This is a genomic window from Mycobacterium sp. (assembly GCF_019247635.1).
Classification (GTDB): Bacteria; Actinomycetota; Actinomycetes; order Mycobacteriales; family Mycobacteriaceae; genus Mycobacterium.
This window is the reverse complement of record NZ_JAFBAR010000018.1, coordinates 1-16,249: the sequence shown is the minus strand read 5'-3', so window position 1 is coordinate 16,249 and position 16,249 is coordinate 1. Positions and strand designations below refer to the sequence as shown.

11 protein-coding genes and 1 pseudogene are annotated in these 16,249 nt (G+C 66.6%); 4 read left to right on the top strand and 8 right to left on the bottom strand.

The window, feature by feature from the left end; genetic code table 11:
- Positions 1-63 precede the first annotated feature (63 nt).
- From ag85A to glf, 6 genes are all read right to left on the bottom strand, one after another.
- Positions 64-1,101 (bottom strand): diacylglycerol acyltransferase/mycolyltransferase Ag85A, encoded by a 1,038-nt coding sequence (gene ag85A, locus JO236_RS02820; RefSeq protein WP_293324439.1) that lies wholly within the window; start codon positions 1,099-1,101, stop codon positions 64-66.
- A gap of 357 nt (positions 1,102-1,458) precedes the next feature.
- Positions 1,459-3,429, bottom strand: a complete 1,971-nt coding sequence (gene aftB, locus JO236_RS02815; protein WP_293324437.1) for a terminal beta-(1->2)-arabinofuranosyltransferase — start codon at positions 3,427-3,429, stop codon at positions 1,459-1,461.
- A complete protein-coding gene (locus tag JO236_RS02810) occupies positions 3,416-4,324 on the bottom strand; it encodes a decaprenyl-phosphate phosphoribosyltransferase (RefSeq protein WP_293324435.1) in 909 nt (302 codons plus the stop codon). The genes aftB and JO236_RS02810 overlap by 14 nt, the downstream gene beginning before the upstream one ends.
- Positions 4,317-4,853 (bottom strand): phosphatase PAP2 family protein, encoded by a 537-nt coding sequence (locus tag JO236_RS02805; protein WP_293324433.1) that lies wholly within the window; start codon positions 4,851-4,853, stop codon positions 4,317-4,319. Before JO236_RS02805 ends, JO236_RS02810 begins: the two co-directional genes overlap by 8 nt.
- Positions 4,846-6,741 carry a glycosyltransferase gene (locus JO236_RS02800; protein ID WP_293324431.1) on the bottom strand — a complete coding sequence of 632 codons (1,896 nt, stop codon included), beginning with the start codon at positions 6,739-6,741 and terminating at the stop codon, positions 4,846-4,848. The genes JO236_RS02805 and JO236_RS02800 overlap by 8 nt, the downstream gene beginning before the upstream one ends.
- The gene (gene glf / locus JO236_RS02795; RefSeq protein ID WP_293324430.1) at positions 6,738-7,952 is read right to left on the bottom strand and encodes a UDP-galactopyranose mutase; all 1,215 of its coding nucleotides are present in this window, start codon (positions 7,950-7,952) and stop codon (positions 6,738-6,740) included. Before glf ends, JO236_RS02800 begins: the two co-directional genes overlap by 4 nt.
- Before the next feature lie 250 nt (positions 7,953-8,202).
- Here glf and JO236_RS02790 point away from each other — a divergent pair, with 250 nt between their 5' ends.
- The 3 genes from JO236_RS02790 (at position 8,203) to JO236_RS02780 (ending at position 12,932) form a co-directional block, all read left to right on the top strand.
- Positions 8,203-9,216 (top strand): PirG, encoded by a 1,014-nt coding sequence (locus tag JO236_RS02790; RefSeq protein WP_293324429.1) that lies wholly within the window; start codon positions 8,203-8,205, stop codon positions 9,214-9,216.
- A gap of 148 nt (positions 9,217-9,364) precedes the next feature.
- Complete coding sequence (locus JO236_RS02785; RefSeq protein ID WP_293324428.1) at positions 9,365-10,996, top strand: LGFP repeat-containing protein; 1,632 nt, start codon at positions 9,365-9,367, stop codon at positions 10,994-10,996.
- 10 nt (positions 10,997-11,006) lie between these two features.
- Positions 11,007-12,932 (top strand): alanine racemase, encoded by a 1,926-nt coding sequence (locus JO236_RS02780; protein ID WP_293324426.1) that lies wholly within the window; start codon positions 11,007-11,009, stop codon positions 12,930-12,932.
- Here JO236_RS02780 and JO236_RS02775 read toward each other — a convergent pair.
- Together JO236_RS02775 and JO236_RS02770 are read right to left on the bottom strand one after the other, a co-directional pair.
- Entirely contained in the window at positions 12,918-14,156 is a 1,239-nt protein-coding gene (locus JO236_RS02775) for a PE-PPE domain-containing protein (RefSeq protein ID WP_293324419.1), read from the bottom strand. The two genes, JO236_RS02780 and JO236_RS02775, sit on opposite strands and share 15 nt — an antisense overlap.
- A gap of 140 nt (positions 14,157-14,296) precedes the next feature.
- A complete protein-coding gene (locus JO236_RS02770) occupies positions 14,297-15,850 on the bottom strand; it encodes an HNH endonuclease signature motif containing protein (RefSeq protein ID WP_293324416.1) in 1,554 nt (517 codons plus the stop codon).
- A 176-nt stretch (positions 15,851-16,026) separates the two neighbouring features.
- Between JO236_RS02770 and JO236_RS02765 the strand changes: the two are divergent.
- Positions 16,027-16,206 (top strand): annotated as a pseudogene (locus JO236_RS02765) (helix-turn-helix domain-containing protein); the annotation flags it as partial.
- Positions 16,207-16,249 lie beyond the last annotated feature (43 nt).

Here is a 16,249-nt window from a genome sequence, read left to right as displayed (position 1 = left end):
CGCGGGGCCGCAGACGATTAACGGCGGCGACCCCGCAGGATCGCCGCCGTCAAGCGCGTTCGCTTAGTTGCCCTGACCGTTACCGGCTGCGGTCGCAGTAGCGGGACCGGTGCCCGGGGTCGCGCCCAGTGCCGACTGCAGATCAGGTTTCATCGCCTGCAGCTGCGCACCCCAGTAGGGCCAGTCGTGGGTGCCGTTGGCGTCGAAGTTCCACACCGCGTTGTGGCCACCGGCCGCGTTGTAGGCGTCCTGGAACTTCAGGTTGCTGGTCCGCACGAAGCCCTCGAGGAACTTCGCGGGCAGGTTGTCACCACCGAGGTCCGACGGCTTGCCGTTACCGCAGTACACCCAGATCCGGGTGTTGTTGGCGACCAGCTTGCCGACCTGAAGCGACGGGTCGTTGCGCGCCCAGGCGGGGTCCTCCTTCGGGCCCCACATGTCGTCCTTCTTGTAACCACCGGCGTCACCCATGGCGAGGCCGATCAGCGTCGGGCCCATGCCCTGGGACGGGTCGAGCAGCGCCGACAGGGAGCCCGCATAGATGAACTGAGCGGGGTGGTAGGCCGCGAGGATCAGCGCCGACGAACCGGCCATCGATAGACCGACCGCGGCGCTTCCGGTCGGCTTGACCTGCTTGGTGCTCTGCAGGTAAGCCGGCAGCTCGCTGGTCAGGAAGGTCTCCCACTTGTAGGTGGTGCAACCGGCCTTACCGCAGGCGGGCTTGTACCAGTCGCTGTAGAAACTGGACTGCCCACCGACCGGCATGACGACCGACAGGCCCGACTGGTTGTACCACTCGAACGCCGGGGTGTTGATGTCCCAGCCGTTGAAGTCGTCCTGGGCGCGCATACCGTCGAGCAGGTAGAGCGCGGGCGAGTTGGCACCGCCGCTCTGGAACTGGATCTTGATGTCGCGGCCCATCCCTGCGGAGGGCACCTGCAGGTACTCCACCGGCAGGCCTGGCCGAGAGAACGCCCCCGCCGTCGCCGTGCCACCGACCACGCCGATCAGACCCGACAGCAGGGCCGCACCCACGGCTCCCACCACGAGGCGGCGCGGCATGCCGGTCACGGCACCGCGAAACCTGTCAACAAGCTTCATCCCTGTTTTCCTCATCCTTCTCAGGCCTCATCGTTGTAGGCGCATCCTGGTGTTTAGGCGCATCCCCGAATTGGTCGGACTTGCAGACGTGAGACGCTGCAGCGCCCGTGTAGTCAACCACAGGTTCGCGGGTTCGCTCACATCGAGCATGTTCCGGAAAGCGTTATCCGGCGGTCGATCACAGAGATTTTCGGGCCTGACGAAGTCGTAAAACCGGGTGTTTTCGCATGTGCACGGCGGTCGTGGTGCGCAGGTGAACGCCTACTTGTGATCTTGCTGTCAGTCTCTGGCAGGCCGCCACTCGGCCGGTTTCACGGAGCGCTCCGGATCCGTCCGAAATGATCCGTCCCGCGCGGTCTATTCGCGGGGTGCGGCAGCGGGCACGTCGGGCACGGGCAGCCCGCACCGGGCGAGTTCATAGAGCGGCACGCGGTCGATCCGATACTGGGTGAACTCGAAGGAATGCACGACGTTGGACACGAACCGGTGCAGCGTCATCGGCGCGCGCACCGAATTCAGGACGGCCTTGGTGTCCGGACACTGCAGCGCCGCCGCCGCTTGCGCGACCCAGGCCGGGTCGAGGTAACCCGGAATGCCGGGGGGCCACTTCACCCAGGGACCGTCGGCGACCACCCAGTCCGGGAAGAGGTTTTTGTCGTGCCCGATCCGACCGTGCCTAAGCCGCTCGGTGTGCTGCGCAATCGGGTTGGCCAGACCGATCTGGTCGATCACCCTGACATCGAGCCCGACGTTCATGCCCACCATCCCGAGGTTGGTGAAAAACACTGCGTGTTGCGGCTTTTGGGTGGCCGGAACGCCGGGGGCGGTTCCCGGCGGAATCATCGGCACCAGATCCCATTGGGTGTAGTTGCCCGACGGCAGCAGTAACGCCCCCTCGGGGGTGTTGTCGATCGCGGTCAGGACGGCGGCCATCCGCGGGTAGTCCAGGTAATCGGCGGCGGTCACCGGGTGTGCATGCCCGGTGGCCTGAGCGTAGAAGCGGCGCTCGTCGACGATGCCCGAATACGTCACGCGGGTGGCGTCGTCACCCATGCCCGGTGAGTTGGCCGCCCACAGCGACCAGCCCGCCAGCCCCAGCCACAACACGCCGACGGCACCGGCCAGCCAGTAGCCCGTTTCCCGCGAGAAGTCCTTGCCGTCGGCGATCGCCACGGGGATGACGGCCACCGGCGCCAGCAAACAAAACAGCGGGGCCAGCAACACGCGGCCGTGCATGAAATCGCCACCTTGCCGGATCCAGTACAGGGCCTGCAGTAGCCCACCGAGCACCATGAACACCACTACCGCCGGCGGGCTTTGGACCGCGCGCGCCACCCGCCCGTAGTCAGGCGCCAGAGCGGGACGCAGGAACGACGGCCGGCGGCGGATCAGCACCAGCAGCGCTCCCAGTGGTATCAGGATCAACACCGGCACCCAGAGGGCATAGGGCTCGTCGAAATTCGCCAGGTAGATCATGCCCTGCGACCATTTGTCGCCGGCCGCATCCTTGGCCAGCGCGGTCCCCGGCACCAGCAGCCCGTAGTAACCCATCCGGAAGACCTGGTAGGCCACCGGCAGGAAGCCGCCGGCGACCACTATTACAGCGCGCCGGCGCCAACTCCGGGCCGCGACCAACATCATGATCAGCGCCGCGATGCCGAGCAGCGCCAGATCGGGCCGGACCAGCACGCTGCACCCCGCGACGAAGGCGAGCGCCGAGATGAACACCCGGCTCTCGGGTCGGTTCCGCAACGGCTGCGACCAGCTGACCATCATCCACCACAGCAAACCCAGATACGCCAACACCAGCCCGCTCTCCAGGCCGGACGTCGCGAAGTCACGCGCGGGCGGTAACGCGATGTATACCAGCGCGCCGGCGGGCAGCATGACGGCGCGACGGCCCCGCAGGCTGGGCGCGTACAGCCGGCCGGTCCCCAGCATCACAAATGCGACACCGGCGATCGACAGCGTCAGCGCGAGTGCCAGCGCCACGTACTCCATGCGCGTCGTGCCGCCGACCCAGCTGCCCACGTACATCATGTAGGTCCACACCGTCGATGTGTTGGCCTCCACCCGCTCGCCCGCGTTGAACACCGGCCCGTTGCCGGCCAACAGATTACGCACGGTGCGCAGCACGATCAGGCCGTCGTCGGCGATCCAGCGCCGCTGCCAGGCGCCCCAACCGAACAAGACCGCGACGATAAAGACGCTGAGCCACAAGCTGATTCGAACGACTGCGGCGTAGGGGAACAGCGGCCGGCCGACCCGCCTGACCATCAGCCGGCGGGGGACCAGCCCCGCCACCAGACCCGGGCTAGCCGAAGGCAACAGCGGCACCAACTGTCCCGATACAGGCGAGCGCCAGCAGCTGGAACACCCGGTCCCGCAACACGATGTCTTCGGGCTCACCGGCCAACCCGCCGTCGACGTCGACGGCGTAGCGCAGGATCGCGATGGTGAACGGGACCATCGACACCGCGTACCAGGACCCCGAGTACCGGTCCCGCTCGAACGCCCAGAGCCCGTAGCACATCACCACCGCGGTGGCCGACAACGTCCAAACGAACCGTAGGTAGGTGCCGGTGTAACTTTCCAGCGACTTGCGGATCGCCGCCCCCGTACGCTCGGCGAGTTGCAGCTCGGCGTAGCGCTTGCCCGCCACCATGAACAGCGATCCAAACGCCGCCGTCAGCAAAAACCACTGCGACAGAGGGATATTCGTGGCCGCACCGCCGGCGATAGCCCGGATCAAATACGCCGACGACACGATGCAGATATCGATGACGGCCTGGTGTTTGAGGCCAAAGCAGTACCCCAGTTGGATCCCGATGTAGACGGCCATGACTACCGCCAGGTTGGGAGTCAGCCACCAGGACAGCGCCAGCGAAGCCGTGGCAAGCACCAAGGCCAGGCTGTAGGCCAGCCATTCGGGGACCACCCCGGCCGCGATCGGCCGGAATCTCTTGGTCGGATGCTCACGGTCGGCGTCAACGTCGCGGACGTCATTGACCAGGTACACCGCGGACGCGGCCAAGCAGAACACCACAAAGGCGATGCCCACTTTGCCGAGCGTGTCGGCGTAGTCGTAGCGGACGCCGCGACCCGCGGCGGCCACCGGCGCGGCCAGCACGAGCACGTTCTTCACCCACTGCCGGGGCCGCATCGCCTTGACCACTCCGATGATCAGGTTGCCCGGCGGCCGGGTCACCACGTCTTCACTCATACGGCGCACCTCTATCGATTCGTACCGCCACCGCCGCGACCGAGGCACCCAGCGCAATGCCGGCCGCGACGTCGCTGGGATAGTGCACACCCAACACGATCCGGGACAGCGCCATGGGAGCGATCAGCACCGCCGCGCCGGCCTTGGGAGACAGCCCGCTGGCACGACCCACCAGGATGGCCGCTGCTGTGGTGGAAGTGGCGTGTGCCGAGGGGAAACTCAGCTGGCTGGGCGTGCCGACATTCACCGCGACGGCCGGATGCTGCGGTCGTCGTCGCCGCACCACGCGCTTGACCAGCACCGCGGTCGCGTGCGCCAGCAACGCACCGGCCCCGGCGATCGCCCACTCCCGGCGCCTCCGCGGCACCAGGAGCACCCCGAGCGCCGACACCACGAGCCAACCGATGCTGTGCTCGCCGAAGTAAGACAGCACGCGCGCCGCGGTCAGCACACCCGGGCGATCGCCCAGCGCCGACTGGACGGCCACCATCGCGGCCACCTCGCCGCGCGGGGCTGTGCTGTCAGGCATGCTCTGTAGCCGGCAGCAGCGCCGTCTCCCATTTCTGCATGCTGGACAGCACCGGCAAGGCGTCGCGGTACAACCTGCGCATCTCGTCGAACCTGCTCGCGAGCCGACGCTGCCGGCGCAGGGACTGGAACAGTAGCGAGAACATCTTGGCCCGGTCACGCTGGCGGTAAACCACCCCACACCCGTCGGCCGTCGTGACGGTGGCACCGTCAACGGTGCACAGCCGGAACCAGCGTGCGTCCTGCGTCGACACGTTGTATTCGGGGCGCTGATGGTGGGCCGGATCGGCAGCGGTCATGTTGTGCAAGATCCCGCGGGTCAGCCGGTAGCCGATGGACGCGGGATTGACCGGCGGCTTCATCGCCTTGGTCTTGTTCAACGGCCGCGGCAGCTCGCTGGCCGCCGGAAGGATGACCGCGTCCGGGTAGTCCTTGCGCATGCGGTGCACTTCGGGCAGCGCCGATTCCAGGATCGAGAAGATGTGCTCCGGGCCGGCCAGGAAGTCGTCGATGGCTCTGTTCTGGATCGCCACCGTCGAATATTCAAGGCAGGCAAGGTGTTTCAGTGTTGCCTTGAGGTGGCTGCGGACCAGGCCGCCGATATCGCCGTTCCAGTGCATCGCGGCGACCACCAGCCGGTTGCGTAGGTGGAAATAGGCCTGCCAGTCGATGGCGTCGTCCTTGTCGCTCCACGCCATGTGCCAGATCGCCGCGCCGGGCAGCGTCACGGTGGGGTAGCCGTGTTCAGCGGCCCGCAGGCCGTAGTCGGCGTCGTCCCATTTGATGAACAGCGGCAGCGGCTGCCCCAACTCCTCGGCGACCTGCCGCGGGATCATGCATGTCCACCAGCCGTTGTAGTCGACGTCGATGCGCCGGTGCAGCAGCCTGCTCTTTTCGTCTTTGTCGCTCAGCGGATATTCGGCGAAATTGTGGTCGTATTCGGCGTGCGGCGCGGCGGTCCACATGAAGTTCGACCGGTCCACCACCTCGCCCATGATGTGCAGGTGCGACGGCTCCTGCAGGTTGAGCATCTGGCCGCCGACCAGCATCGGACCCTTGGCGAAGCGGTGCATCGCCAGCACCCGCAGGATCGAGTCCGGCTCGATGCGGATGTCGTCGTCCATGAACAGGATCTGTTGGCAGTCAGTGTTTTTCAGCGCCTCATACATCACCCGGCTGTAGCCGCCCGAGCCGCCCAGGTTGGGTTGGTCGTGGATGGAGAGACGGTTGCCCAGCCGGGCCGCCGCGGCGGGAAAGTCCGGATGGTCCCGTACCTTGCGGACCCCTTGATCGGGCACGATCACCGCACCAATCACCTCGTCCACCAACGGGTCCACGGTCAGCTCGCGCAGCGCGTTGGCGCAGTCGGCGGGGCGGTTGAAGGTCGGGATCCCGACCGCGATTTTGGCGATCCCGGGAGCGGGCTCGGCCGCATACCAGCCGCCGCCGCATAGTGTGACCGCGGTGTCGGTGGTGATGTCGAACCAGATCCAGCCGCCGTCCTCGAACGGTCCCAGACCCACCTCTATCTCGACAACCTGCGGCTCACCGGAATCGTCTCCGCTGCCGACGAATTGGCGGCCCTCGACAAGAATGCGGGCGCCCGTGGCCTTGGTCCGGTAGACGTCGACGCGGCCGGCGCCGGTGACCTCGACCCGCAGCACCACGGACTTGCAGATGGTCCAGCGGCGCCAGTAGCTGGCCGGGAAGGCATTGAAGTAGGTGGCGAACGACACCTCGGACTCCTTGCCGATCTGCAGCGACGTACGGCTGGTCGCATGCGCGCGCCGGGAGTTGGTGGTCGACTCCTCCAGGTACAGCTTGCGCACGTCGAGGGGCTCGCCCGGACGCGGCAGGATGATCCGGGACAGCAGGCTCACAGCGGTCACGCGCTCGCCTCCTCGCCGAGCAGCGGCGCCCCGTCGCGCAGGTGTGGCGCGAGGACGTTGTCATACATGTTCAAAGCGCTGGCAATGGCCATATGCATATCCAGATATTGATAGGTGCCCAAGCGGCCGCCGAACAGAACTTTCCCCGACGCGGTCTCGGACTTCGCCCTGGCTCGATAGGCGGCCAACAGGGCGCGGTCGGCCTCGGTGTTGATCGGATAGTAGGGCTCGTCGTCGTCTTCGGCGAACCGGGAGTATTCCCGCATGATGACCGTCTTGTCGGATGGGTAATCGCGCTCGGCGTGGAAGTGACGGAATTCGTGGATGCGCGTGTAGGGCACGTCGAGGTCGTTGTAGTTCATCACCGGCGTGCCCTGGAAGTCACCAACCGGTAGCACCTCCACCTCGAAGTCCAGTGTGCGCCAACCCAGCCGCCCCTCGGCGTAGTCGAAGTAACGGTCCAGCGGGCCGGTGTACACGACAGGTGCCTCCCGGTTGTCGGCGCGCAGCTGGTCACGCACGTCAAACCAGTCGGTGTCCAACCTGACCTCGATCCGGTCGTCGGCGGCCATCTTGGTAAGCCACGCCGTGTAGCCGTCGACGGGCAGGCCTTCGTAGGTGTCGCTGAAGTACCGGTTGTCGAACGTGTAGCGCACCGGGAGCCTGTTGATGACGGCAGCCGGAAGCTCAATGGGGTCGGTCTGCCACTGCTTGGCGGTGTAACCCTTGACGAACGCCTCGTACAGCGGCCGGCCGATCAGCGAGATCGCCTTCTCCTCGAGGTTTTGCGCGTCGGCGGTGGGTATCTCGGCGGCCTGTTCGGCGATCAGCTGCCGCGCCTGCGCGGGGGTGAAGTACTTGCCGAAGAACTGCGAGACCAACCCCAGGCCCATCGGGAACTGGTAGGCCTGCCCGTTGTGCATCGCGAACACCCGATGCCGGTAATCGGTGAACTCGGTGAACTGCCGCACGTAGTCCCAGACCCTCTTATTAGAGGTATGGAAGAGGTGCGCGCCGTACTTGTGGACTTCGATGCCGGTCTGCGGCTCCGGTTCGGAATAGGCGTTGCCGCCGATGTGCGGGCGCCGCTCCACGACGAGCACGCGCTTGTCGAGTTGAGTGGCCACGCGCTCGGCAATCGTCAGGCCGAAGAATCCGGAGCCGACGACTAGGAGGTCGAAACGAGCGGGAGGGTCGAAACGCGCGGTCATCGGTTGCCTAGGGTATCCGACCTTGCTAACAAAACCCGACTTGACGGCTCGGGACCGATTCGGGACCTCGCCATCAAGGTCACACTCCGGGACGCGATTGCCTCACGATTCGATATAGCCACTCTAGTCACAGCATTCACACTCGTACCATCAACGGTGTGTGGTTCACGGAATGCGCTCGGGACTTCCGAGGCAGGAGAAATCCACACGGGACATAGTCCAGGCATATTCAGCTATTGAGGAGACTTCCGTGCCGAACCGACGCCGACGCAAGCTTTCGACAGCCATGAGCGCGGTCGCCGCCCTGGCAGTCGCGAGTCCTTGCGCATTTTTCCTTGTTTACGAATCGACAGCAGCCACCAAGCCGACCGAACACCACGAGTTCAAGCAGGCTGCGGTGATGACCGACCTCCCGGGTGAACTGATGGGTGCTCTGTCGCAGGGCCTGTCGCAGTTCGGGGTCAACCTGCCACCCTTGCCAGGCCTGACCGGCGGCACCACCGGCGGCACCGGCCTGACCAGCCCGGGCCTCGGCACCACCGGGCTGACCAGCCCCGGGCTGGGCACCACGCCCGGCCTGACGACCACGCCCGGCCTGACCAGTCCGACTCTGCCGGGTACGAGTCTGCCGGGGGCCACGACGCCGGGCGCCACGACACCCGGGCTCACCACGCCGAGTGCCGCCCTGCCGTCGACGGGTGTGACCACCCCGACCCTGCCCGGGGTCACCAGCCCCAACCCCGCGCTGACCAGCCCGACCGGAGCCTTACCCGGACTGACCAGTCCGACCGGTACCGGCGAGGTTCCGATCAGCACGCCTACCGGGTTGGACCCGGGTAGCGACGGAACCTATCCGATCCTCGGTGACACGAGCGGCCTTGGCGGCGTGGGTGGCACATCGCCCGCAGCGGCCGCCGCACCCAGCGGTGGTGGCGGGCTCGTCAATGACGTCATGCAAGCCGCCAACCAGCTGGGCGCCAGCCAGGCCATCGATCTGCTCAAGGGCCTGATCATGCCGGCGATCATGCAGGGCGTGCAGAACGGCGGAGCGGCCGCGCCGGGCGCTGCCGCAGCATTGCCGGGCGCCGCCGGTGCCATTCCAGGTGCCGCCGCAGCAATCCCGGGCGCCGCCGGTGCCATTCCGGGGGCCGCCGCAGCGGTACCCGGCGCCGCCGCAGCAGTTCCGGGCGCCGTCGCACCGGCCGCTGCCGGGGCAGCCGCAGCCGTCCCGGGGGCGTTGACCCCGGTGCTGCCGACCCGCTGAGGCATGGCCAGCTAGAGAACCCGTCACCGGACGGCACCGCAGAGTCGAGTTCACTCTCTGCGGTGCCGTCGACGGTGTTCGCGAGTTTGTGCCTGCATATACCGTGTCGCCTCACTAATAACAATAGGAACACACGTAACATCGCCTGGTGACGTCTCGCAGCCGCGCGCCGACGATGTTGCTGACCGCCTTCGCGGCGACTGTCGTCATCGTCGCGTGGGTGCTGAACCGTCCGGCAGCTGATCCCGGTGAGTTGGCCCCCGCCCGCGATACCCGACTCTCCGAGCAACCGCTGATCGGACTCGGCGGCGGTGTCACGGTACGCGAGGTCACGCAGGACACCCCATTTTCGTTGGTCGCATTGACCGGCGACCTCGCCGACACCTCCACCCGAGTGCGTGCCAGGCGCCCCGACGGCTCCTGGGGACCCTGGTATCAGACCGAGTACCAGACTTCGGCACCTGACACATCACCCGAGGCTCCCGCCGGGCCACGCAGCACCGACCCGGTGTTCGTGGGCGCCACGACGACCGTGCAGATCGCGGTCACCCGCCCCGCCGACGCTCCGGTGACACAGGCGCCGGCCGGCCCGCCGCCCAGCGATCTGGGCTACCGCCCCGCGAGCAAAGACCAGCCCTTCGGGCAGAACATCTCCGCGATCCTGATATCCCCGCCGCAGGCCCCGGCTGGATCGCATTGGACGCCCCCGACCGGAGTGGTCACCCCGGGCCAGCCGCCCACCATCATCAGCCGCGCCGAATGGGGCGCCGACGAGTCACTGCGCTGCGGAACTCCCCAGTACGGCAACGGACTTCGCGCCGCGGTGGTACACCACACCGCCGGCAGCAACGACTACACGCCGCAGGAGTCGGCCGGTATCGTCAAGGCGATCTACACCTACCACAGCAGGACGCTGGGCTGGTGCGATATCGCCTACAACGCCCTGGTCGACAAGTACGGCCAGGTGTTCGAGGGCAGTGCCGGCGGATTGACCAAACCGGTCGAGGCGTTCCACACCGGTGGATTCAACCGCAACACCTGGGGGGTGGCGATGATCGGGAACTTCGACGACGTGCCGCCGACCCCGCTGCAAATCAGGGCCATCGGCCGCCTGTTGGGCTGGCGGCTGGGTATGGACAATGTTGACCCCAAGGGCACGGTGTCCCTGGTGTCGGCCGGTAGTCGGTACACCACCTTCCCGGCCGGGGCCACCGCCACGTTGCCCACCATTTTTACCCACCGCGACGTCGGAAACACCGACTGCCCCGGCAATGCCGCGTATGCGCTGATGGACGAAATCCGTGACATCGCATCGCATTTCAACGATCCGCCCGAAGAACTACTCAAGGCACTGCAGGGCGGCGCGATCTACGACCGCTGGCAGGCGCTGGGCGGGATGAACAGCTTCCTGGGGGCGCCGACCTCGCCGGAACAAGACGCCGTGGGGGACGCGAAATACGTGACGTTCGCCAAGGGTGCCATGTACTGGTCATCGGTCACCGGCGCCGAGCCTGTCACCGGAGCGATCTATGACGCCTGGGCCTCGCTGAGTTACGAGCGGGGTCCGCTTGGGTTGCCCACCAGCGCGGAGATACAGGAGCCACTGCGGATCACGCAGAATTTTGCGCATGGGGTGCTGAACTTCGAGCGGCTCAACGGCGACGTCACGTCGGTCATCGACGGGATCGCGTCGCCTATGACGTCGTCGTCGCCGCCGACCGCGAGCGGGCCGTCGGTGCCGCCCGAGCACTTCTCGCTGCCGGCGCACCCGGCGGGCTAGGCTCGCTCATGTGCGCGAAACGCCTTACCTGACGATCGATCTCGGGCGGGTACGCAAGAACTTCCGCGCGTTGCGTACCGTGTTGCCGGACGCGTCGATCCGCTATGCGGTCAAGGCGAATCCCGCCGGCCCGATCCTGCGGCTGCTCGCGGCCGAGGGGGCCTCGTTCGACGTCGCCTCGATCGGTGAGATCGAAGCGTGCGCCACCGTCGGCATCGACGGCTCCCTTCTGGCGTTCGGTAACACCATCAAAACGCCGTCGACGGTAGGTGTGGCCTATGCCCGCGGGGTGCGGCGGTTCGCGTTCGACACCGAGGACGGATTGACCGGGATCGCCGAGAACGCGCCAGGTTCGGTCGTGGAATGCCGTATCGCACCGGCATTTCCGTCATCGGTGACGCCGTTTGGGCACAAGTTCGGCTGCGCCCCGGCCGAGGCGGCCGACATGCTGATTCGCGCCCGGCGGCTCGGTCTGCGGCCGGAGGGCGTGTGCTTTCATGTCGGCTCACAGCAGGTGGACGTCGCGGCGTGGGAGCTCGGGATACGTTATGCCGCTGAGATTTTCGCCGCTGTGGACGGCCTGACGACGATCAACGTCGGGGGCGGCTTTCCGATCGTGTATGCCGCCGACGTGCCGTCGCTTGACGCCATCGGCGACACCGTCGCGGCCGCGCTGAGGCGCTATTTCGGCGGCGATCGACCACAGCTCGCGGTGGAACCCGGCCGCGCGATCGTGGGCACGGCCGGCACCATCCACTGCCAGGTCGTGTCGGTGCGTATCGGCACCGACGGCCGGCGATGGGTCTACCTCGATATCGGTCGCTACGGAGGTCTCGCGGAGGCCGAAAACGAGTACATCCGGTACCGGTTGCGGACCGGTCGCGACGACGACCCGACCGACGACGCCGTCCTCGCGGGTCCGACGTGCGACGGCGACGACGTGCTCTACCAGAAATATCCGCTCCCGGTGACGCTGGTTTCCGGCGATCGCGTGGAGATCGACCACGCCGGTGCGTACACCGCCAGTTACGCGTCGGTATCTTTCAACGGATTCGACCCGCTGCCAACATATTTCGCGGGTGCCCCGCCCGCCTCGGCTGGCAAGGTCGTCGAGCGGTTGGGACCCGGGCTCAGCCGCACTTGGTCACTGTCGGAGGTCATCTGTGACGTGCGGACCGATTTTCAGCATGTGGTGATCGGCCGGACCACGCAGGGCGTCGCGCTGTTCAGCGATGGTGAACGGCAGAGCACCGAGTTCAGCCAACTCGTCTATCACGAGGCCCTGCTGATGCCGGCGCTGCTGTTGGCCGGCAAGGCCGAGCGGGTTCTCGTCATCGGGTCCGGCGAAGGGGTGGTGAGCCAATTGGCGGTGTCCGCGGGCGCGCTGCACGTCGACCATGTCGACATCGACCGCGCGGCGGTTCGGCTCTGCGCGCAGCACCTGCCGTACGGTTACTCGGTCGACGAATTAGCCAGGGCGGAAAGCGGACTGGGCCGGGTCACCATGCATTACCGCGACGGCTGGAGCTTTGTGGAGCAGTCCCTGGCGGCCCATGCCGCCTATGACGTCGTGGTGATAGACCTTCCCGACGAGCAAACCGTGCCCGCACAGCACAACCGGCTCTACGATGCAGACTTTCTCGAGAAATGCCGCAGCATTGGTCATGTCGTCGTCGGACAGGCCGGCTGCCCGACACTGTGGCGCAACGAGTCGCTGCGTCGATCGTGGCGACGCTTCCACGAAATCTTCGGCACCGTAGTCTATTTCGGCAGCGACGAGCACGAGTGGGCCTTCCTGTCCGGCATGTCGACGGTCACCGAGGACCCGGTTGCCGCCATGTCGGCTCGTTTGGCGAGACTGGGTTACCGCCCGCAAACGATCGACGCCGAGACGTTGATCGCATGCACGGTTCCACCAAAGTCATTGCGGGGCTGAGCCAAAGAGTCCGGGTAAGCCGACCAGCGACCCTTCGGAGAAGTACGGTCCGGCGTCCGGTGTCAGAGACGAATAGCCGTCGTCGACGATCGGCTGCAGCACCGAATTGAGGCCGCCGATGATCGGTTGCGGGACACCGATCTGCTCGAGTGGCAACAACATCGGCAGAGTCGGTGAGGGGATCATGTACGTGGTGATCGTGCCGCCCGCGGAGTCGGTCACGCTGGACACCACCACCGCGTCCGACCTCGTGGCAAGAGACGCCGTGTCGTGGTAGTAGGCCGCCCCGAACAGCGAGTTCACATCCGCAAGCAGATTCCAGGGCCGGTCTGGCGGATTGCCCCAGAAGTCGTACTGGCCGTACACCACGCTGACGTCGTACTGCGTGTTCGGGAGGCCCGCAGCCGTGTAGTTGACGATGGGCAAGGTAAACCCGTTAGGCAGGTAGATGTGAAATAGGCCGAGCTCCGGGTCGGAGAACAGGGCGAACTTCAGGTCATGGGCCGGCGGAGCACTGGGATCGGTTGCCAGGTAGGCCAACTCGCGATTGGCAACGAGGGTTCCCTCGGACAGCGCGGCTATGCTCACCGGTGCACCGCCGCCGTTGGCCACCGCGCTCATGATCTGGCCGTTGAGCATCTGCTGTCCGATGGTGACGGCGGTGTTGACATCGGGGGCGGTCGGACTGCCGCTGATGATGCCCATGCTGGCCGGGTAGTTGACGACCTGAGCGACGGTGCCGGGGAACCAGTTCTCCCCGATGGCCTGGTTGAGCAGGTCGTAGCCCTGCAGGATCGACACGGAACTCGGCCCGGGTATGCCGCCCTCGAGGTATACCTGTCCGAGGTAGGGCAGCTGGGTAATGATGCCCGGAAAGTAGAGCGGCCCCGCGCCGGGGACGGTAATCCTGGTGGCCGCCGCCGCGCCCGACATCGAGACGGCGCTGGCGGTCTCGGTGCCCAGGTAGGCGTTCCCGGCCGCCGCTAGATTGAGCACGAACTGCTCATGAAGCTGCGTCGCTTGCCCGCTGAGCGCCTGATAATCCAAGCCGTACGCGCCGAACAACTCCGAAATGCGCGTCGACACCTCGTCGGCGCCCGCGGTCAGCAACGACGTAGTGGAGTTGGCAGCCGCCGAGTTCGCCGCGCCGACCGCCGACCCGATCGCGGCCAAATCCGTAGCGGCACCCGCCAAGAAGTCAGGCGTTGCCACGACGTAGGACACAGGTGTCTCCTTGGGGGACCTGGCGAGGGGTGAGCAGCGCTGTGACGACCCCCCGCGGCGCAACCGGTGGCTGCGAGGTTACTCGCGACCGGGATCCGCAACGCGGGTTTTGCCGTGAAGTTCGGGACCGCTGATTGCCCCTAGAAGGGCGGCGGTTCGTCGTCCGGACCGGGAGGCGGGTGCGGCGCGAAGTAGTCGTAGCTGGGGCGTTGGGCTCGCTCTGCGGTGCGGGCGTTGCGGTTGGCGCGGCGTTCGGTGGCGACGCGCGCGGCACGGTTTTGGGTGCGGGTGCGGCGGCGTTTGGGCATCATCGCCGCCCGATTACCGCAGTCGCGTGAAGGCGGTCGGGGGTCGGTTTCGGGGGTGGGCATGCCGCCCACGGCGTAGCACAGGCTGGGGAATAGCAGCGCACTGCCCGGGGTGGTGACATGGGTCGTGCCAGCCGGTGAGGTCAGGATCAGCGTCCCGTCAGCGAGTTGTTGCTCTTTCCAGCCCCAGAAAGTTTTGGTCAAATGGTGTGTGCGGCAATAGCATTTGAGATTCCCCGCATGCGTGGGACCACCCCCGTCGTAGGGAATCGTGTGGTCGAGGTCGCAGCGGACGGCGGGCACGTCGCAGCCCGGCCAGCGGCACGTCAGGTCGCGGCAGCGCACGAAATCGGCCAGCGCTTTCGACGGGATGTACTGCGGCTCGGGGGCGGTGCATCCGGGGTGGACCAGCGGGACCAGCTTCGCGGTGGTGGCGAGTTCGGCGATCAGCTCAGGGGGGATCAGCCCGTCGGCGCCGAGCTCCCACGCCCCGGTGTCGCTGGCACCGGTCAGCGTGGCTTGGTCGGCGATCACGTGAATCGTCACCGGGCAAGCCGCCGGGCGTTTGCCGGCCGCGCAATCCCTAAGGCCGCAGCGACACCCCAGCCGATCCGCACCGGCGGCCAGCGCCCCCAAAGCATCCGCGCGGCGCTGCTCAGCGGTGCGCGGGTCGTGTCCGCACACGGTGGCCGCCAACTCGTTCAGGCGTATGTCCAGCGCGTGCGCATCCACGGAGTACAGGCTGCCCTCGATGCGCGAGATGCCGTCCTGCTCGGATCCGAGGTAGATCTCGCGGTTGGTTTGGCGTTCTTTGCGTCGGCGCACCGCATCCAGATCGATGCGGGCCACGATCGCATCCAGCTTGCCCGACAATCGGCCCCGGCTCATCGAGGGCCACCGGGCCACATTCGCGGCCACCACCTTGTCGACCTTGGCCAAGACGTCAGGGTTCTCGATCAGATCGGTGCGGTACACGATCGTGGAAAACGCCAGAAAATCGATGTCACCGGCAATGAACACCTCGGCGGTCTTGGGGAGGCGCTCGCGCATCGCCCGGGCATACTCCACCAGAGTCACCGCCCGGCGCTGCCCTATCCGCAATCCCGCCGCCACCTCCGCGGCGACGGCCGCCATGGTGTCGATCGCCCAATCATCAGACGCCGGCGCCTGTGTGAACCGATACGCGAACAACTCCCCCAACGCCACTAACTGCGCCGCCGCCGCCTGATTCTCGATACGCGCCGCCGCACATATCCGCTGCACAAACCCCACCGACTCGTTCGTCGGGGTCCGCTGCCGATACCGACGCTCGATCTCCTCGGCCAACGCATCCATGTGCGCCAGCGACTGCGGCGAGGGCTGCCGACCGCTACATCCTTCGAACATGTTTTCGATTATGCCACAGCCGGCCGACAGGCCGACTGTCATCTCCCAAGACATCGGTGACAGTTCTGTATCAGGACATCGGTGATCGTTCGGGCGGTCTTTGGTGGTGACACTCCTGCCCCGAGGCTCGGGCGGTGGCTGTTAATGAACCCATCGATCCTCGTGTCCGCCTCGCGATCTCGCAGTGGCCCGATGACGCGCCCCGCGGGGCGGTCTCAACGTTTTGCGCCGAGCACGGCATCTCCCGCAAGTCGTTCTACGAATTGCGCAAGCGCGCGAAGACCGACGGACCGGCCGCGGTGCTCGAACCTAGGACCAGACGGCCGAAGTCGAGCCCGTCGAAGTTAAGCGATGAGGTCCCAAGCCCGACCCGCCCTTCTTCGTCCAAGCCGCAATAAA